18 protein-coding genes are annotated in these 19238 nt (G+C 61.0%); 3 read left to right on the top strand and 15 right to left on the bottom strand.

Features of this window, described 5'->3' with window-relative positions:
- Positions 1–124: 124 nt before the first annotated feature.
- Positions 125–1696, top strand: a complete 1572-nt coding sequence (locus tag MWL89_RS03915; protein ID WP_244411831.1) for a helix-turn-helix transcriptional regulator — start codon at positions 125–127, stop codon at positions 1694–1696.
- Here the strand turns inward: MWL89_RS03915 and MWL89_RS03910 are convergent.
- From MWL89_RS03910 to MWL89_RS03875, 8 genes are all read right to left on the bottom strand, one after another.
- Positions 1671–1919 (bottom strand): helix-hairpin-helix domain-containing protein, encoded by a 249-nt coding sequence (locus MWL89_RS03910; RefSeq protein WP_102378913.1) that lies wholly within the window; start codon positions 1917–1919, stop codon positions 1671–1673. The two genes, MWL89_RS03915 and MWL89_RS03910, sit on opposite strands and share 26 nt — an antisense overlap.
- A 33-nt stretch (positions 1920–1952) precedes the next feature.
- Positions 1953–2369, bottom strand: coding sequence for a DUF3795 domain-containing protein (locus MWL89_RS03905; protein ID WP_102378914.1), 417 nt, complete (start codon positions 2367–2369; stop codon positions 1953–1955).
- Between the two features lie 135 nt (positions 2370–2504).
- On the bottom strand, positions 2505–3875 hold the full coding sequence (locus MWL89_RS03900) for an MATE family efflux transporter (RefSeq protein WP_244411830.1): 1371 nt from the start codon (positions 3873–3875) through the stop codon (positions 2505–2507).
- Between the two features lie 487 nt (positions 3876–4362).
- Entirely contained in the window at positions 4363–5544 is a 1182-nt protein-coding gene (locus MWL89_RS03895; RefSeq protein WP_244411829.1) for an ArsA family ATPase, read from the bottom strand.
- Between the two features lie 15 nt (positions 5545–5559).
- The gene (locus MWL89_RS03890; RefSeq protein ID WP_244411828.1) at positions 5560–5814 is read right to left on the bottom strand and encodes a hypothetical protein; all 255 of its coding nucleotides are present in this window, start codon (positions 5812–5814) and stop codon (positions 5560–5562) included.
- Entirely contained in the window at positions 5804–6985 is a 1182-nt protein-coding gene (locus tag MWL89_RS03885) for an ArsA family ATPase (RefSeq protein WP_244411827.1), read from the bottom strand. The genes MWL89_RS03890 and MWL89_RS03885 overlap by 11 nt, the downstream gene beginning before the upstream one ends.
- Positions 6986–7159: 174 nt before the next feature.
- Positions 7160–7669 (bottom strand): MarR family winged helix-turn-helix transcriptional regulator, encoded by a 510-nt coding sequence (locus MWL89_RS03880; protein ID WP_244411826.1) that lies wholly within the window; start codon positions 7667–7669, stop codon positions 7160–7162.
- Between the two features lie 162 nt (positions 7670–7831).
- A complete protein-coding gene (locus MWL89_RS03875; RefSeq protein WP_244411825.1) occupies positions 7832–9016 on the bottom strand; it encodes an aldo/keto reductase in 1185 nt (394 codons plus the stop codon).
- A gap of 93 nt (positions 9017–9109) precedes the next feature.
- On the opposite strand from MWL89_RS03875, the gene MWL89_RS03870 reads away from it, so the two are divergent.
- Positions 9110–9829: a TetR/AcrR family transcriptional regulator gene (locus MWL89_RS03870; RefSeq protein WP_102378921.1), complete on the top strand. Its 720-nt coding sequence runs from the start codon at positions 9110–9112 to the stop codon at positions 9827–9829.
- A 250-nt stretch (positions 9830–10079) separates the two neighbouring features.
- Here MWL89_RS03870 and MWL89_RS03865 read toward each other — a convergent pair whose 3' ends face one another.
- The 4 genes from MWL89_RS03865 to MWL89_RS03850 are packed head-to-tail and all read right to left on the bottom strand — an operon-like array spanning position 10080 to position 13940.
- A complete protein-coding gene (locus MWL89_RS03865) occupies positions 10080–11198 on the bottom strand; it encodes a DUF1648 domain-containing protein (protein WP_244411824.1) in 1119 nt (372 codons plus the stop codon).
- Complete coding sequence (locus MWL89_RS03860; protein WP_102378922.1) at positions 11199–11594, bottom strand: GntR family transcriptional regulator; 396 nt, start codon at positions 11592–11594, stop codon at positions 11199–11201.
- Between the two features lie 12 nt (positions 11595–11606).
- On the bottom strand, positions 11607–13208 hold the full coding sequence (locus MWL89_RS03855) for a hypothetical protein (protein WP_244411823.1): 1602 nt from the start codon (positions 13206–13208) through the stop codon (positions 11607–11609).
- Positions 13209–13217: 9 nt separating this feature from the next.
- Positions 13218–13940 (bottom strand): ABC transporter ATP-binding protein, encoded by a 723-nt coding sequence (locus tag MWL89_RS03850; protein ID WP_244411822.1) that lies wholly within the window; start codon positions 13938–13940, stop codon positions 13218–13220.
- A 168-nt stretch (positions 13941–14108) separates the two neighbouring features.
- On the opposite strand from MWL89_RS03850, the gene MWL89_RS03845 reads away from it, so the two are divergent.
- Positions 14109–15053 carry a CPBP family intramembrane glutamic endopeptidase gene (locus MWL89_RS03845; protein ID WP_244411821.1) on the top strand — a complete coding sequence of 315 codons (945 nt, stop codon included), beginning with the start codon at positions 14109–14111 and terminating at the stop codon, positions 15051–15053.
- 60 nt (positions 15054–15113) lie between these two features.
- Here the strand turns inward: MWL89_RS03845 and MWL89_RS03840 are convergent, their stop codons facing one another.
- From MWL89_RS03840 to MWL89_RS03830, 3 genes are all read right to left on the bottom strand, one after another.
- Positions 15114–16313 (bottom strand): amidohydrolase, encoded by a 1200-nt coding sequence (locus MWL89_RS03840; RefSeq protein ID WP_244411820.1) that lies wholly within the window; start codon positions 16311–16313, stop codon positions 15114–15116.
- A gap of 103 nt (positions 16314–16416) precedes the next feature.
- Positions 16417–17793, bottom strand: a complete 1377-nt coding sequence (locus tag MWL89_RS03835) for a DHA2 family efflux MFS transporter permease subunit (RefSeq protein WP_244411819.1) — start codon at positions 17791–17793, stop codon at positions 16417–16419.
- Between the two features lie 73 nt (positions 17794–17866).
- Positions 17867–19234: a sodium-dependent transporter gene (locus MWL89_RS03830; protein ID WP_244411818.1), complete on the bottom strand. Its 1368-nt coding sequence runs from the start codon at positions 19232–19234 to the stop codon at positions 17867–17869.
- Between the last annotated feature and the right edge of the window lie 4 nt (positions 19235–19238).

The raw sequence follows: 19238 nt of genomic DNA, 5'->3' as shown, positions 1-19238 counted from the left end.
AGATCACATTGCCCGAGGCCGGGTTGCACATCGCTTCCCGGCCTCGATCTGCCGATACGGAAGCCCCGTGGCGCTTTGCTATACTTGATCGAAATGACGACCGATAGAACTTGGATAACATGGCATGGGCAACGAAGCACAAGGAGCCAAAAAGCCGCTTGACAAGGACAGCTTTGCGCTGGCCAGCATAGGCCTTGGCCTCTGCATCGCTTCAACCGAGGCGTTGAGATACAGTGCTCTATGGCGTATTTCCGACGAGGGGTCGCTCGATGTATTGGCCGTGAAGATCGCTTCCCTTCTAGCCGTATTTGCCACACTGATCGCGCTCTCCCGAAAACCGAGCTTCAGGCCACACGAGAACACCTGGATGCTTGTCGCCCTGGCAGCGCTGCAGACCATCGGCTTTGCCATGCAGATATCGGCAACCCTGCACCCGGTTCAAAACCACTTCTTCACCATCGTCCAAAGAGCCGTCTTGGAATCGTCGTACATCCTATTCGTTGCCTTTGCAAGCTTCTTCCTGAGAACTAGGTTAAAAGCTGCGATACAGGCACTCGTAATCGGCGTCATCATCGCCGGAACGATTCAGATTGCCATCCCCTTTGTCTCGTTCGGAATAGCAAGTGCGATGATCTTGCTTCTCACTCCCACCTCATGCGCATGCCTTTTTCTGGCAGTGCGGAAACAACGAGCGTCGGACGAATGGCTTAACACCCTGCCCGAAAATGAACGGGTAGAATTTGACGAAACTCCGCCCAAGACCGCTCCCTTCGCGTCGAGCGCCGATCCCGAAACGTATGCTATCCCGCTCTGGCAACTGTGCCTCACGATAGCCCTCTTCTCATTCATCGTTTCTGCAATACACTTGCAGTGGCTACAAGCCCAGGATGGAGAATCGGCCTCAACGATCATTCAGGTCTGCGCAGGCGTCGGTGCGATACTGGCGGGAAACCTCCTGCTCCTCGCAAGAAACTCGCTTCAAGGTGTCGCGGCCGTCGATTCCGTTCGCCTGCTCGTCCTTCCCATCGCCCTCGCCACTCTCTATGTCGCATCCCTTCTGAGCGGAGCGTTGATTGCCCTTTCGGTCATTCCTCTCAACATTACGTACGTCGCCGTGCTTTTCCTCACATGGATGATCCCTTTCGTCTATCGGTTCAGACGCCCCGCCCTGTTTGCCTGCGCATCGCTTTTTCTCGCGAAAAAGCTCGGTGTTGTCGTGGGCCTCGGCATCATGCGGGACTTCGCGAAAGGCGATGCCGATTGGATCGGTACGATCATGATCGTCGCCACGTTGTTCGTTCTCATCGTATTGAGCGTGATGCACTTCTTCCGAATGGGACGGCAAGAACCCGTCTCAGCCTCCGCAGAAAGTGAGCAGGTCATCGATTCGGAGACAGCACTCGGCTTAGCATGCGAGAGCATATCGAAACAGTACAAGCTGACGAAAAGAGAAGGTGAGGTGCTCGTGCTTCTTGCGAGAGGCCGTAGCGCTACGTATATCGCCGAAGCACTCGTCATATCGAGCACGACAGCAAAAACCCACGTTAAGCATATTTACCAAAAAGTCGGCATCACATCCAAGCAGGTTCTTCTCGATATCGTGGAAGACGAACTCAACACTATCCTTGCGACGCATGGCAAGGAAAGCAGCGGCCAATCGGCATATCGGCTCAATCCTTCCAAGCCCACCACTTGAGCTTTTCGGGATCGGGCTGCTCGGTCTCGGCGAAGTAGACGGCCTCGCGGTATACGTAGAGGCAGCACCGGTCAGCCGAACCCCCGTGCACGATGCAATCGCGAGCGTAAAGCTCTTCCGGATCGGCTCCAGCCAGATCCTCAACGCACTCGATGCCGATTGCTCGCAAGCGAGCTTCCATATTGGGTCCGACGCCCGGAATGACTTTCAGGTCAATCGCCATAGCGCACTTCCTCTCATCGTCTGCCGCCGAAGCCTACCTCGAGCCTACCGCATGCCCGCATTCGCTGCACACGCCCCGATGCTGCGACACCGCTCCCCTGCCGCACGAGGTGCACGACCAGCGCTCGCGCTCTTCGCGCATGAACGCATCGAGACCGACTGCGCGAGCCCTCACTAGATTGCCGACTGGGCTCACGCCGTACTTTTTGTAGTTGCGCTCCATACGTTTGCTTTCGGGGCAGGGAAATTCTGCACATTCGAAGCAGCGGGCAATTCCCTTGCCCTCGCAGCACTCCTTGATAAAGCATGTTCGACAATGCCCCGGCTTGCCCTCGTCGCCCGCAAGGCATCCGCAACACGGTTTTTTCGCCGCAAGGTGCTTATAGCACGCAAAGCAATTCACGCCGCAGGGAGCCAAAAGGCTCGAATCGATGTGCTCGGGCACGCGCATGGGGCTCCTCCGATTCCTCGGATCGACGTCAATGATCGTAGTATATCAAAAAACGAACAGATGTTTCACGTGAAACATCGCCTATCGCGTGGGCGTACGAGACAAGGAACCAGCGCATGTGCGCCTGCGAGATCGTCACCGCTTCGTATCCGGCGGATTCGCCAACCTTACCTTCCACGTTCCCCGCAGGTAATACGCCCACCCGACGAGCACCGGCAGCACGGGCGAGAGCGCCTGGGCAAGATAGACGCCGACGAACCCCATGCCGAACACGGTACCGAGCACCCACGCAAGCCCGAATCGGATTGCCACCGCATCGAGAACCGCATTCACGAGCGCGAGGTTGGGCGAACCCGAACCGAGCGCAAACGAATCGAAGCAGTACATAAGCGCGTAGAAAGCCGAGTTGACCGAACAGGTTATACGCAAATAGAGCACCGTCGTCTCAATCGCCTCAGTGCCCGATGCGCCGAACAGCAGGGCAAGATCGTAGGCGAACGCCTGGGTCGCCACTGCGATGAGCGCGATAATCGCCACCGAGATACCGCAGCTCGCCCGAACGATCGAGCGCATTCTTTCCACCCGCTGCGCACCGGCATTCTGGCTTGTCATGGCCGTTGCCGCCTGTCCCATTGCCCAACAGGGCAATCCGGCGAACGTGCTGATCTTGAGGCCTATGCCCGAAGCGGCAGCAACATCGGTGCCGTAGGCGTTCAGCATGCCGGTCACGAGCAGGTACGATATATTCACGACGATCATCTGAGACGCCGAAGGAACGCCCACCTTCAGCACTTCCGCCGCGCTGCGGGCGAACGCGCGGCCGAACCCGAAGCGAGGCCGAGCAGACGGATGGCGGGCGAAAAGGTGCCGAAGCGCCAAGGCGCACGATAGCGCCTGCGCGATAACGGTCGCCCATGCGGCACCCGCTACCTCCCAACCGAGCACCCCGACGAATGCGATGTCGAGCACGACGTTCACGACCGAGGCCACAGCGATGAACGCGAGCGGTCCGCGCGCATCGCCGAGCGCCCTCATGAGGGAACACGCCGCATTGTATCCGAATGTGAAAATCGAGCCTGCGCTTACGATGACCATGTACGACACCGCTTCGTCGAGCGACGGACCCGGAACGCCGAGCGCCGTAAACACCGGCAACACGAACATGATGCCGGGTACGGTGACGGCAAGCGCGCACAGCGCCGATAGGACGAACACCGCCGCCGATGCGGTTCTCTGGCCCGCAGCATCGCCCGCCCCTTTGCAGCGAGCGAGGACGACGGTCCCGCCGCCTGTCATGCCGATGGCGAACGAGCCGATGCAGAACGAGATCATCGAAGCGTTGCTGATGGCGACGAGCCCGTCGTTGCCCATCACCTGACCGACGACGATCATATCGGCTGCTTGATAGCAGTATTGCAGAATGTTGGCCGCCAAGAGCGGCAGTCCGAACTTGATAAGATGTTTAACGACGGACCCCTGCGTGAAGTCCTGTTCTCTTGATTCCATATCTCTCCTCGAAACGAAAAAGCCGTAGACGGAACACCATCTACGGCCTCGAGGTTCGATGCATCGAAATCCGACGGATCCCCATGCGCAACGCGGATAGCCCATTGCCGCACAGAGTCACCGCACACGATGCGCGGTATCGGCATACATGCCGTATCGGTTTCGATGAGAAAGGACAGGCGATTCGCCTATCCGGCAAGCCCTGCGCGATGTCCCATCATATCCATCTGCACAGAGCACGGCCAATGCAAAGCTTCATAGCTCTTCCGATCGAGTAGCACCAATAGAACCAACACGCCTTCGGGAACGCCGGCTTCCACTTTCCGGGAACGCACCCGCATGGCGGTCGAGACGCCCACGCGGCAGCGGGCGCAACTCCACAAAACCGAATCCGAGCATGACGCATTCCGGAATGCGAAGACGAGCGCTATTCTACCGCATCGTCCGCAATTGGCAAGTACGGCGACAGCGCTTCCGCCACCGACGGTCAACGTTTTGGCGTGCAGGCCCGAGCGAACGAGACGATCAGCGCCCCATCCTTATAGCGGGCACCCGCAACCTCACGCCCGCGAAGGCATGCGGGCAGCGCGACACGGCGCGTTTGGTTTGCGAGCGATACGATCAAATGATCTCCGTCTTGCAGCAAGCCCAAATCCCGTTTGTCGAAAAACGGGACAGCGAGCGAAAGCTCGTATCCATCGGTCGTCTCGCACAGCTCGATCGCACAAGACCGCGCGAGCACTTCGGCAGGGTCGATGCCGCCGTACAGATCACCCGCCGCCTCCCGCAGGTTCGCCACCCCACGCAACTCACCATGGCGAAGCGCCAGACGCAGGATAGGCACGTCGACGAACGCCTCCCCGATCTCATAGAGCGACGTTCGCTGCAGCTCGGTCCACCGATCGAAGTAGCCCGCCAGCGCATCTTCGGGATAGAGCCTGTTCACGATCACGGCATCCACGTTATACCCGTAGAGCGAGAGCCACGAATAGGCTCGCTTCGCCTCCTTGACGACGATGCGCTCGGCGGTCGTGACGACGCGCAAGCTCACCCGATCGTGATCGACCAGCAGAGCGCGAAGGCGTTCGAGCCGACCGACAAGGGCCGCCACCTCATCGAACAGCTCGTCTTCGGGCATGGGTATCTTCATAACGCCCTCGATGACCGGGCGGCCCACCTTGAGCGCGGCGCGCTTCATCGGAAGCATGTCCTCGATGAACGATCCGAGGCGCTCGGGGTACTTGAGCAGCGAAAGCGTCTCGCCCGTCGGCGCGCAGTCGACGACGAGCACGTCGTAGAGTCCGCTGTCTTCGATATCGAGAACGGCCAGCAGGGCGAAGAGCTCTTCGAGTCCGGGAAACACCAGCAGCTCGTCCGCTTCGATGCCGCCTTCCGCATGGCTCGTCATGAGCAGCCGAAGGTATTCCTGCATGCGACCCCATGCAGCGCGGCCCGCAACCACCGGGTCTATCTCAAGCGCCCAAAGGTTCTCTGAGACTTCGACGGCTTCGCTTCCAACGGGCACGTCGAGCGCATCGCCGAGGCTATGGGCCGCATCGGTACTCGCGACAAGCACGCGTTTACCCCGTTCGGCCAGATGGATCGCCGTTGCAGCAGCGACACAGGTTTTCCCCACGCCGCCCTTACCCGTATAAAGGATGATTCTCATAGCGTATCTTCCGATCTACTCGATGGGAATGGATTGCATGCCGGAGCGGGAGCTTCGCTTCGCCGAGACGGCCGTGCTACCCTCGCATGCGCCCGGCGACGCGCCCCGAGAAGGAGCATGCGAGCCGTCGAGCACCTCGAGCGCGGCTGCCGAGCACACGCGCACGGCAGCCGCGGCAGCAAGGCGGGCTTCGGGTGGTACGAGCAGGGCCATCGCCTGCGCTTCCAAGCGCTTTGCCTGCAGCATCTTCTCAACGAAATCAGCGTTCATCGCGCGCCTCCTGATCGAACTCAACGGTCAACAGCCCGTCTTCGAGTTTCGCCCTTGCAACCTCTGCGCCTGCAAGCACGTTCGGCAGCGGAAGGCATCGGGTAAACCCGCCGATGCGCACGACGAGATCGGCGCCGGCACGATACAGCTCGAGCGAACCCTTCTCGGCAAGCGGAACGAACAGGCTCAAACGCCAACCGCTTTCGGTTTTTTCGTAGCGCTCGTGCTCGACGTTCGGCGCTTGCTCGAACGTCGATTCGTCGGGCATGGCTTCGGATAGACGGCGGATGCCCGCAACGCCGCAGATATCGGTTTCGTACCAGGGCACCTGCGCCATGGGCACCTCGGCGAACACGTGCTCGAGCTCTTCGATACAACGATGCTGGATATCGGCCCATTCGCAGAAAAACCCCGTCGTCGCCTCGACGGGCAGTACGCGGTTGACGATCACCCCGTCAACGCGGTATCCGAACAGGTTCAGATAGAGATAGTTGCGCTTCGTCTCCTCTACCACCATCTTCTCGGGCAGCGTAACCACACGTACGGTGGTTTTCTCGCCGTCTTTCAGAAGCGCTTGAAGATCGAGGAGGCGCGCATAGAGCCGCTCGATGTCGGACATCGCATGTTTATCGGGAAGCTCTACTTTGAGGATCTTCTTCGAAACGGGCGAGAGCACGCGCACTGCGACCTTCCCGATCGGGAGCCATTTCTCCACATACCAGCTCAGCAATTCGGGAAACTTGAGCAGGGCAAGCGTTTCCCCCGTCGGCGCGCAATCGACGACGATCGAGTCGTATTCTCCGCTTTCGGCGTAGTCTATCAGCTTGAGGAGAGAGAACAGGCCGTCGAAACCCGGCAGGGAAAACGGTACCTCGTCGGCCGCATCGGCCGCTCCTATGCTGCCCATCATCGACGTAATGCCGCGCACCATGTCGCCGTACTCGGTTTCCATGATGCGATCGGCATCGAGCTCGATTGCATCGAGGTTTTCGACAACGTGTACGATATCGGGTCCGATACGACGATCGAGCACATCCCCGATGCTGTGCGCCGCATCGGTGCTCACCACAAGCGTCCTCGACCCGCGCGAAGCCGAACCCCACGCGCAGGCGGCAGCAACGCTCGTCTTGCCAACACCCCCCTTGCCGGTGAAAATTCGTATGCGCGTCATGCTCGCTCCTTACTTCTTTCCTCGAATTATTCTTTACTCGAACTATTTTCCTGAGAAAAACGGCGTCGCCGCCGCTCTTCTGACTGCACCTGAAACCCGCGCGTACCGACCCGGTCGCATTCGGCTCGCAATCGGCAAGCGCTGCCCGATAGGAGCACCGCCTTGCTCGCCTGCTCATTCGATGGCGATGCGCTTAACGCCCCTTCGTCCCGCACCCGCCGTTTTCGCCGCATTCGCTTCGCGAGACAAAAGCTCGGGGATCCTGCCGACGACCTTGAGGAACACACGCTGCTCTTCGTCGGTCAGATCGCCGAAGAGTACGCCCACCAGTTCGCCGACGTTTTCCATAACATCGGCCACCTGCCGTCTGCCCTGCTCGGTAATGCGCACCGACACCACGCGTTTATCCTGTTCGCTTCGCCAACGCTCCACCAACCCGCGGCGCTCGAGACGGTTCGCGATGCCCGTTGCCGTATTGAGCGGAACCCCCACATAGTCGGCAATGCCCGACATGGTAGTCTCCCCCGCACGATACACGTGCACCAACGCCAAAAGCTCGTTTTTCGAGCAATCCATAAGAACGCTCTGCCATCGTTCGGCGGCAAACAGATCTTTCGACGCATCGAGAAAATCCCAAATCGTGCCCTCAAGAGGGAATACGGGCTGCTTCGTCGATGCTGTCATTTACTTCCTTTCTCGAAGTAATTTAATTCTTACACCGAAGTATTCCTTTGTCAAGAAAAATTCTCGCAGCGCATGGCTCGCGGCGCATGGTCCAGCTCGACCAGCAGCGAACCCGCCCCCGCTAGAGCATCGGCACCCAATGCCCGACCGGACGTCTCCGCTTCAGCGCATCACGCGCTTCACCACTTCAAGGGCAGGGGGCAAAAAGAACGGTTGCAGGCGACGGCGAACCTCTGACAGCGATGCGGGCACGTCGATGCGCTGGGGACACTTCTTCACGCACGCGCCGCACGATATGCAATCGCTCGCAAGGCGCGAATTGTCGCCCATAGCCCCCGACGCAACAACGTACTGGTACATCCCCGCGAAACGACCGGTCACGAACGAGGTGTTGTATGCCGAGAACAGCGCGGGAATGTTGATGCCCTTCGGGCAGGGCATGCAATAGTTGCACCCCGTGCACGGTACGCGGTAGCTTTCGCTTATGATGCCCACAGCTGCGGCGACGGCGGCGTGATCGGCCTCGCTCATGCTGCCGGGCAGCGCTCGCTCGGCAACGGCGACGTTTTCCGCAAGCTGATCGAGGTCGTTCATCCCCGACAGGAGCACCGTTACCTGGGGGTGGCTCCATACCCAGGCGAGCGCCCACGCTGCGGGAGACGCGCTCGGATCGACCTTCTCGAACTCTCGCACCGCATCGCGCGGCAGGCCGCCCGCAAGCTTGCCGCCCAGAAGCGGCTCCATCACGATGACGGGCAGGCCCCGCTCGGCGGCAGCCTCGAGCCCCGCGCGACCCGCCTGGTAGTTCTCGTTGAGGTAGTTGTACTGAATCTGGCAGAAATCCCAATCGTAGGCATCGAGCATGCGCATGAAATCGTCTTGCGAACCGTGGAAGGAGAACCCGATGCGCTCGATCGCGCCGGAGCGCTTCTTTTCGGAAATCCATCTCTCGATACCCAGATCGACGAGCCGTTCCCACTGCTCGAAGCTCATGATGTTGTGAACGAGGTAGTAGTCGATGCGATCGGTGCGCAGCCGATCGAGCTGTATGCCGAGGAAGCGATCGAAATCCTCGAACGACGTGCACGACCCGTGCGGAAGCTTGGTGGCAATGTGCACGCTGCCGCGCAAGCCGTTCTTCTCGATGATGGCGCCGAGCACCTCTTCGCTGCCCCGGTACAGATAGGCCGTGTCGAAGTAGTTGACGCCCTTGCCCACCGCATCGAGCACGAGCGCTTCGGCCTTGTCAGCGTCGATGCGACCCAGCGCCGTGAGGGGGAAGCGCATGCAGCCGTACCCGAGGGCCGACAGCCGAGCTCCGCTTCGCGGGTCGATCCGATATTGCATGGGGCCTCGCCTCCCAGTAAAATAAGTTACATGATGTAATTTAGGTACTATAAGTTGCACTCCGCAACTTGTCAAGGAAAACGGGAGCGGAACATGCCAAAAGCAGACGGCTCGTTCAAGCGAGCGCGCACCGACGAGCAGAAGCAGGCGCGCATGGAGGCGATCCTCCTTGCAGCCGACACCCTGCTCGACGTGCATGCGTACCGCGATATCACGATGACGATGATCGCCGACGGCCTCGGATTCTCCCGCGCGAACCTCGTCCACTACGTTGCCACCAAAGAGGAGATCTTCCTGAGGCTCTACGTGCGCGACATCGAGGCGCTCGCAGCCGATGTTGCCGTTTACCAGAGAAACGAAGCGCAGCGCATCCCTGCCGATGCCGAAAGCGGCGAGGACGACGGGGGTGGCGCCTTCGAGCGGTTCGCCCGATTCTTCGCAACCGCCTGCATGCGCCGTCGCAACTTCGGGCGCATCGGCGCGCTGCTGACGACGATCATCGAGACGAACGTCGACGTCGAGGCGCTTACCGCCTGCAAGAGGAGGATATACGCGGCGGCAGAAACTGCGGCAACCCAGATTGCTCGCCTGTTCGGCTTTCTTGCGCCGAGCAGCGCGATGGAGCTGATCATGGCAACGACGCACTACGTTTCGGGGCTCTATCCCGCTGCACACCCGAAACCCGAGCAGATCGAGGCCATGCGCAACTGCGGTATCATCGGGTGCGAAGAGACTGCCCAGCCCTTCGAGCCCGCGCTCGAACGGTTCCTCGTCGTTCAGCTGACGGGATACCGCGAGCTCGCCCGCCGCTAGGCAGACGACCGCCGCCCGGCTTCGTGGCAGAAAAGTGACGGCGTTCGTCGCCACCCGGAATCTCTTCTGAGGCCAGATTTCAGGACGTGTCGCTGAACAGGGGCGATGAAGCGGTCTTGTTTTGCAGCCTGCGCCCCATCGTGCCGAACGGGCTTAAACGACGAATACCGTCCTTTTTCTGCCACGTTCCGACGATTCCGCCGTTAGGCTAGAGCTGGCATGCGCCGAACGCCGCAGCGCACCACGCACCCTATCCGAACGACATGATCACCACGACGAACGCGACGGTGAGCACCAAGCCGCCCACCATAATGGCCCAGATGGCAGGCCGTGCATAGTTAAAGGTCCACCCTACCCCGAAGCGGGCGGGCAGAAACAGGCTCGGATCGTCGCGGTTGAAGTAGAATATGCCGAACTTCCAATGCGCGTCGTCGTCGGCAAGGATTTCTTCGCTTGCCCCCATGCGGGCGAATAGGCGCGCGCCGCCCTGGCCGTACACGACCGAAATGGCAATGCCGCCTACAACGATGAAGAGGCACACGACCATGATTACAACCGCGCCCTGCATGAGCGAGACAAGCCCGATGAACGAAAGCGGCATGAGGATGATCGCAATGCAGATGGCAAGGCCCATCGCCAACAGGAAGATGCTCTGCGCGCGGGCGAACATACCGTAGGCGAGAGCCGAGGTAGCGGGTGCGTTCGGATCGGACAGGCGCTTGGATCGCAGGATGTTCCAGTGCGAGAACACGAGGCACGCTATCATGAACAGCTGGATGAGCACCGGCATGAATACGATGAACGGTGATTTGTCGACCCACCTGCTCACCTCCCCGTCGAACCCGACCTGCATGGGGATCACGTCGGGCATGCTCGCATACCCCGCAATGCCGACGCCGAGCGTCACAAGCAGCACCGGCACGTACAGCAAACTCCATTTGAGCGAGATGGCGCGGGGCACATCGCGCTCCCCCACCACGGCGACCGCCTCCTGCGCCTCGGCGCGCCAACCCTGCTTTGCCTTATAGGTCGAAACCTTTTTACGGTAATGCAGCATGAGCGCATACCCGACGACGCAGATACCGAGCGTGCCCACCACAACGATCGCCAGGACACCCGAGGGGATGTTGAGGGCGATGAGCGCGAGCCCCACCGCCGTAAGCGCAGCGGAAAAAACGAGCATGATCGCGAGGTAGCGGCGCTTGAGGCCCTTGAGATACGGATCGTTCGCCGCCGATTCGGGAATCGTAACGGTAAAGCACTCGCTTTTCTTCATGAGGTACGGCGTAAGCGCCATGAGCACGCCGACGATCGGCACGAGAACGATCGTCAGACCCATAATCACGGTAGTGTCCATCGACGCATTCATCTATCGCTCCTCCTTATATGCCCGTTCGGCCTGCGCGGCGGCGCGGGCAACGAATTCTTCCTGCGGACCGCCGTGGGCACGGTATTCCAGCGCAAGCGCAAACAGCGCTTCATCCATGCGGGCGAGCCCGGCTTCCGTCTGCGCGGGTCCGTGATCGGCCGGATCGGCCACATAGGCGCCCGAACGTCCCCGCATGACCACGTACCCCTCGTCGCGCAACACCGCGTAGGCCTTGTTGACCGTATGCAGGTTGATGCCGAGATCGCTCGCAAGCGAACGAACCGAGGGAAGCGCATCGCCGGGTTCGAGCGTGCCCTGGGCGATGGACGCGATGATCTGCGACCGCAACTGCAAATACAGCGGCTCGTTCGACTTCTGGTCGATTCGTATGATCATTCGATCCCACCCCTATTCCCGCAACGGCGCCGCTGACAATTTCCCGAACAAGAACCACGCAGCCGCAACAAGCGCGACCGAGAAGATGATAGCACCGATCGCCCCCGCCACGGCCGTCGCGAGAACGCCGGCGAGCACGATTGCAAACCCCGAGAACACCGTGATCGTAACCGAAACCGAACGCTTCACGGGCTCGTATTCGCTCTTCCAATCGAAGCGCGGACGACGCGCATCGACGAACAGACCGAACACGGTAACGAACACCGCCACCGACGCCGGCACGATCACGGCCAGAACCCCCGACAACAACCCCACCCCGAATGCAATCGAGAGCAGAACACCGCCCACCAGCACCGAGGGGATCGCGATCGCAAGGCTCAAAAGCGCTTTCGCCCCGAGCACCGTCCGCGCCGATACGGGCGCGGTATACATGAGCCATCGGCTTTTGCCCTCAAGCGAAACCGAGGCAGCCGTCGTCGAGGATATGCCGACGAAGAACGCCATCATCCACGGGAGGAAGGCGGCAATGAGTGCGCCCACCTTGCCGCCCATAATTTCGGGCGGCAGCATCCCGAGCGCGGACGCAGCCGCAGCCGCGATGCTGGCAACCAGTACGAGCACGTATCCGATGCACGAGTTCATCAGGTAGATGGGCGTCGATACGAGTCTGCTTGCCTCTTTGGCAAGCAGAGCCACGAGCGGCGAGCGCGGCTTGGCCGATGCTTCGTTTTTGCCGGCCGCGTCGAACGAGAACGAGCCTTTCGGACGACTTGCCATGAGAAGCGTATTGATGGATGCGAACCGATGGGAGATCAGGGCGATCCCGAGGGCAGCGGGAATGATCGATGCCGCCGCGAACAGCCCGAATGCCACCATATCGCCGCTCACGATGCCCGTGCTCGCCCATGCAACGGGCGGAAGAAGCGCCGCCATCGCCGAGAGCTGCTGGGCCAGAAACGCCATGATTTCGGCGTCGTCGCCGCCAGTCGAGCCCACTATCGCGTTGGGAACGACGATAATCGCAAGAACCGCCGCGATCGAAAGCACGACCGTCACGATATTGGCGTGGCGCATCCTCGCCGCAACGGCGGAGATGCCCACCGCAAGCAGCACCGCTACCGTCATGGGCAAAAGCGGCGCTAAAAACACCGAAAGCACGACCATGACGACCGAGGAGAACGAAACGCCCGCATACGTCGCATACACGCCGAACGCCGGCAGCATGGCGACCGCTCCGAACAAAAGAGCAACCGCATAGAGCGCCGCGAGCCGCGACAGCACGACCGCCATCGTGGTAACCGGCAGCGACATGACGATGTCGTAGTCCTTGAAAGCGAACAGTACGCCGTTCGCCTTGAGAAACGCCGCAACCGCCCCGGCGAGCGACCCCACGAGCACCGCAACGAACGGAATGTCGTCGGCAAGGCCGAAAGAGCCGAGGCCGAACGCCGCACCCAAGCTGTAGCCGACGCAGAGCGCACCGATGGCGATGACCGCGAGAAGGAACAAGGCAATGGACCGCTTCGCTTTTGCGCGATCGGTATGGAGGGCTTTGTTGAGCCCGAAGGTGCCAAGCAGCTGTATCTTGAGCAGAAGCCCCAATCCGTGCAACATCGCAACCGCCTACTTTCCCAAACCGAGGAAAACGGCCTCGAGGCCGGAATCGCCGATGACCTCTTCGGTCGGTCCGTCGGCGATGAGCTTACCGGCCTTGATGATGGCAACCTTGTTGCAGAGCTTCTCGACCACTTCGAGCACATGGCTTGAAAAGAAGATGGCCGATCCCCGCTCGGTCAGTTCGCGCATAAGCCCCTTCAGGATATAGGAGGCCTCGGGGTCGAGGCCGACGAAGGGCTCGTCGAGCACGAGCAGTTTCGGTTCGTGCAAAAGCGCGCCGATGAGCACGACCTTCTGCTTCATGCCGTGGGAATACGAAGAGATGAGGTCGCCGAGCGCCGGCGTAAGCGAGAGCTTGCCGGCATAGCGCTCGATGCGCTCGCGACGCACAGCGGCAGGAACCTCGAAGATGTCGGCGATGTAATCGAGGTACTGGATCCCCGTCAGAAAATCGTACACGTCGGGGTTGTCGGGCACGTAGGCCGTGATCCGCTTGACAGCGAGGGGGTCGGCGGCGATCGAGGTGCCGTCGATGCGGATGGTACCGCCGTCGAAACCGGCAACGCCGACCACCGAACGGATAAGCGTCGTTTTTCCGGCACCGTTGTGTCCGACGAAACCGTATATATCGCCCGGCATAACCGTCAGGCTCGCATCGTCAACCGCACGCTTCGATCCGAAGGTTTTGGTGAAATGCTCGATTGAAAGTACCGGTGTACGCGTGTCCATGGGCGCTCCTCTTCTGCTTTGCCGTTTCGAAAACCCGAGGCCGCAAGTCCAATATGTCGCATCGTCAAATTCTCGCTTGCATTGGCTGTGCCTTGTTGTTATATTTATGCTATAACAGATAGAACAGCAATGCAAGGGGCAATCGGGCGATACGGAACGGAGCATACCATGAAGCGAATCGGCATCTATCTGGCGATAACCTTCGCCATCACCTACGCACTCGAGATACTGGTAGTCATCCCCTTGGCCACCGGTACCGGTATGGGCAGCGCCCTTGCCGCGCCGCCCGTAGCCGTGCAGTTCATCATCGGATCGATGATGTTCATACCGGCGATCGGCGTGCTGCTCACGCGGCTCATCACCAAAGAGGGGTTCAAAAACGCGATGATCAAACCCGTCGACTTCAGGCATACGTTCAAGTACTATCTCATCGCCTGGTTCGGACCCGCCGTGCTCACCGTTGTCGGGGCCGCGCTGTACTTCCTCGTCTTCCCGAACGACTTCGATCCCACCATGTCGGCCGCCGCGCTCATGATCCAGCAGGCCGCCGGAGCCTCGGGCGGAGAAACCATACCGGGCGACGTTATGCAGACGATGCTCTGGGCGCAACTCGCCGTTGGCGTCGTGCTCTCCCCCATCCTCAATTGCCTGACCTGCTTCGGCGAGGAATGGGGCTGGCGAGGCTACCTCGTGCCGAAAGTCCACGAGAAGCTCTCGTTTATCCCGACCGTTCTCATCACGGGTGTGATCTGGGGATTATGGCATGCACCCCTCACGGTGATCGGCCACAACTACGGCGTGGGGTATCCAGGCTGGCCGTTTCTCGGCATCTTCGCCATGTGCATCTTCTGCATCGTGATCGGCACGCTGTTCAGCTACCTCTCGCTCAAGGCGAAGAGCTGCCTGCCCGCAGTCATCGGCCACGGCGCTGTAAACGGATTCGTAAGCGCCGCCGCCCTCTTCTCGATATCGGGCGGGAACCCCTTCATCGGGCCCATGCCCATCGGCATCATCGGAGGCATCGGGTTCATCGCGGCCGCCGTCGTCTGCTGCGCAGCCATGCGCAAAGAGGAGCAGCGCAAGCCGGCCGAGCCGACGGCCTCAAACGCCTAGCGATTCGGCTCGGCTTAACAACTGCAGGAGAACAAAGGGTTCGCGAAAGCGGGCCCTTTGCTACCGCCCCTGCAGAAAGTCGATCGCGTACTGGGCGGCAACCATCGACCCTTTCGCGAGCACGCTCTCGTCGACATCGTAATAGCAGCTGTGCTGCGGATGGCTCGCGCCCACCTCGGGGTTGCGGCACCCGATGAACACGAACACGCCGGGAACGACGCGCAGGTATTCCGAGAAGTCCTCGCCCGAAAGCGTTCCGCGGTACTTGCCAAGCGCCTCGGCCCCCAGAACTTCCGCCACCGCGAGCTGGGCGCGCTTTGCGCATTTCACATCGTTGGAAAGCCCGGCGTTGCCCTCTTCGTACGTAACGCGAGCCACGGCGCCGAACGTATGGGCCGTCTTCTCGGCAATGTGCTCGATGCACGAGGGCAGTTCGCGACGCAGCTCGTCGCTCCACGTTCGCACGGTGCCCGTCAGGTAGGCCGAGCCCGCCATGATGTTGCGCGCCTCTCCCCCATGAAACTCCCCCACCGTCACGACTGCGGGCTCGAACGGCGAAATGTCGCGGCTGACGAGGATCTGCAGCGCATCGATCATCTCGGCTCCCACAACGATCGCGTCGACGCCTTTGTGCGGCATCGAGCCGTGCGCGCTCACACCCTCGATGTCGATGCGGAACCAGTCGGTATGGGCCATCCGGCGACCCGCTTCGCACGAGAACAGCCCCGCATCGATTTCGCTCCAGATATGCGCACCGTAGATCGTATCGACCCCGTCGAGAGCGCCCGCCTCGATCATCTTGGTCGACCCGATGGATATCTCCTCGGCCGGCTGGAAGAGAATGCGCGCTTCACCCGCAAACTCCGAGGCGAGATCGCGCAGGATCCGCGTTGCGCCGAGCATCATGGCGATATGGCAATCGTGCCCGCAGGCGTGCATCATGCCGATCTTCTCCGACGCGTACGGCAACCCCGTCCGTTCGGTCACGGGAAGGGCGTCGATGTCGCAGCGTAGGGCGATAGCGCGACAAGCTTCCCCTGAAGCCCCCGCCGCCCCCCGAACCGAAGCGATTACACCCGTTTCGGCGACGCGCCGGTACGGCACGCCGAGGGCATCGAGCCGCCCGCAGATTGACTCCGATGTCGCATGTTCTTTCCCGCTCGGTTCGGGATGGGCGTGGTAGTACCTGCGATCTGCGATGATACTCGATTCGATCGCCGCGCCGATTGCCTTGACTCTCTCCGTTGCCCTCTGCTCCACACCATATCCCATCGCTCGCTTTTATCTCAAGCTTACCATAAACGAAAGCGACGGCGCCAACCGACGGTTCCGAACGCAACCGCAGGACGCGGCGGGCAACCCGCTACTTCACGCGCACAACGATATAGGCGAACGTCAGAACCGCGAACACCGCGGAAAACGCGAAGGCGAGCTGGTAGGCGAGCGCCGGCGTTGCAGCTGTAGGCGACACGACGGTGATGAGGTACACCATGGCCGAGGTGCCGAGCGACGCGCAGGCCTGGCGTACCGCGATGCAGAACGAGCTGCCGTCGGTGACGATGCTGCGCGGCAGATCGGCGAGGCTCCACGAGATAAGGGGCGCCATCAACCCCGAAACGCCGAATGCACGAAAGGCCTGGAACAACATGGTCACGAAAAGCGGCGTGTTCTCGTCGACGAACACCATGATGATCGACCCGAACGCCAGAAGCACGCCCGATACCATCACAACCGGCCGGATGCCGATGCGGTCGACGAGCGCACCGGCGACGGGGTTGAGGAACAGCGCCGCAAGGGTGCCCGGCAGAAGGACGATTCCCGCATCGAGCGACGTGCCCCCGCACAGCCCCTCGATGTACAGGGGAATGACGAGCGTGATGCCCATGAACGAAGCGTGGAGAAAGTTCAGCGCCATGAAGCCCGAAGTGAACTGCCGTGACTTGAAGATGCCCATGTTGATAAGCGGATCGTCAACCCGGTTCTGCCTGCGCACGAACAGAACCAGAAACAGAATGCCCAACACGAGCGGCACCCAGATGAACGGGCTCGTCAGCGCGAAACCGCTCGCGTTCGAGAACGCGAGCAGCAAGCCCCCGAAGCCGAGCGTCGACTGCATGAGCGAGACCGCATCGAGCTTTGCCGCGCCGTCGGCTGGTTTTTCGGCCGCAATGCACAGTGCCGTTGCCGCCGCAAGCACGATCACCGCAGCGAGGAGCAGGTAGAAGAAACTGCGCCACCCGAACGAGAAGATCATCGCCCCGCCGATCGTGGGCCCGATGTTCGGAGCAAAGCCCATGGCGATGCCCGCGATGCCCATGGCGGTGGACCGGCGATCCGTCGGAAACTTCGTCATGGCGATCGTCTGCATGAGGGGCATGAGCAGTCCCGTCGAAACCGCCTGGAGCACGCGGCCGCCGAGCAGCATCCAGAAGTCAACCGCTATGCAGTCGAGCAGCGATCCCGCACAGAAGAACCCGAGCGCGATGAACACGTGCTGCCTGATGGAAAAACGGCGGGAGAAGAAGGTGGCAACGGGAACGGTCACGCCGAGCACGAGCATGTAGCTGGTCGTAAGCCATTGCCCGAGCCCCACGTCCACGCCGAATTCGCCGAGAATGCCGGGCATCATGGCGTTTACCGCCGTCTGCGAAAGATTCCCGAACGCGCCCGCGAGCATAACGATGGCGAACAGCGCATACACCTGCGCGCGCTCGCCTTTTATCATCGGTGTTGATGCCATACCGCCTGCCAAACCTCGTCCCTCAAACGTCCGTGCCGCCGATGCGCACATCGGACAGCCGCGAACCAGCGCCTTACCCTATGCCCCCGAAGAAAATGCCGAGCACGTAGACAAGCGCCGTAATGCCCACGAACACGTACTTGGTCAAAACCTCGAACCATCTGCCGAGCGGCTTGCCGCGGCCGAGCTCTACTTGACTGCGCGCAAAGCCCTTCGGGCAAACCCAGAAAAACATGATAGCAGCGAGCAGGGCTCCTAAGGGGATGACGAATATGGAGATGACATCCATCCAGGCGCCAACGGACGAACCGCTTTCGATGAACACGCCGACGAGCGCCGCAACGGCGGCAACAACGCCGACGGCGGCCCCGCGAGAAAGCTTCAATTCGTGCTGAAGCGCCTCGATCGGCGTTTCGAATAGGTTGACCAGCGAAGTTACCGCTGCGCACAGCACCGCGAAGAAGAACACGACCGCGATGACGGAGCCGAACGGCATCTGCTGGAATACCGCCGGAAGCGTGATGAACATGAGCGGCGGACCCGAGGCGGCGTCGAACCCGAACGAGAACACCGCGGGAATGATCACCATGGCGGCAAGCAGGGCGGCAAGGGTGTCGAACACGGCAACGGTGCGCGCCGACGAGACCACATCGACGTCCTTCTTCAGGTAGCTTCCGTACACCAGCGTCCCGCTTCCTGCCAGAGAAAGCGAGAAGAACGCCTGCCCGAGCGCGAATATCCACGTCGTGGGATTGGCGAGCGCCTCCCATCGGGGCACGAACAGGTACTCGTATCCCGCCCCGGCGCCGGGAAGCGTCGCCACGCGAACGAGCAGCACGACGAACAGGACGAAGAACAGCGGCGTCATGACCTTGTTCAGGCGCTCGATGCCGCGCGATACGCCGAGCACCATGACGGCGAACGTGAGCGTAAGGCCGACGAAGTGCCATCCGATGCTGCCGAAATCGACGGCCATGGCTCCGAAGTACGCACCGGTATCGGCCACCTGGGTAAGCTCCCCGGTAACCGCCGAAGCCAAATACTTGAGGAACCAGCCCACGACGACCGAATATCCGATGGCGAGCGCCAACGACCCGAGCATGGGAACGAAGCCGATCGCGCGCCCGATGCGCTCGCCATTGCGGGTTTTGCGCATCTTGCACGCCTTCGCAAACGCGCCGACCGGGCCCGACTCCATCGCACGACCGAACGCCATTTCGCCAAGCACGCCCGAAAAGCCGAGCAAGGCAACGAAGATGAAATACGGGATGAGAAACGCCGCGCCGCCGAACTCGGCTACACGGTACGGAAACAGCCAGATGTTGCCCATGCCTACCGCCGAGCCGATGCACGCGATGATGAACGCCGCGCGGCTCGAAAAGCCGTCGCGCGCCTTCGCCTTACCGGACGATCCGTTTCCTTCGGAAGCCGCGGATGCCATGCGG

The organism is Raoultibacter timonensis (assembly GCF_022845715.1).
GTDB classification, from domain to species: domain Bacteria; phylum Actinomycetota; class Coriobacteriia; order Coriobacteriales; family Eggerthellaceae; genus Raoultibacter; species Raoultibacter timonensis.
This window is presented reverse-complemented; position numbering and strand designations above follow the sequence as displayed.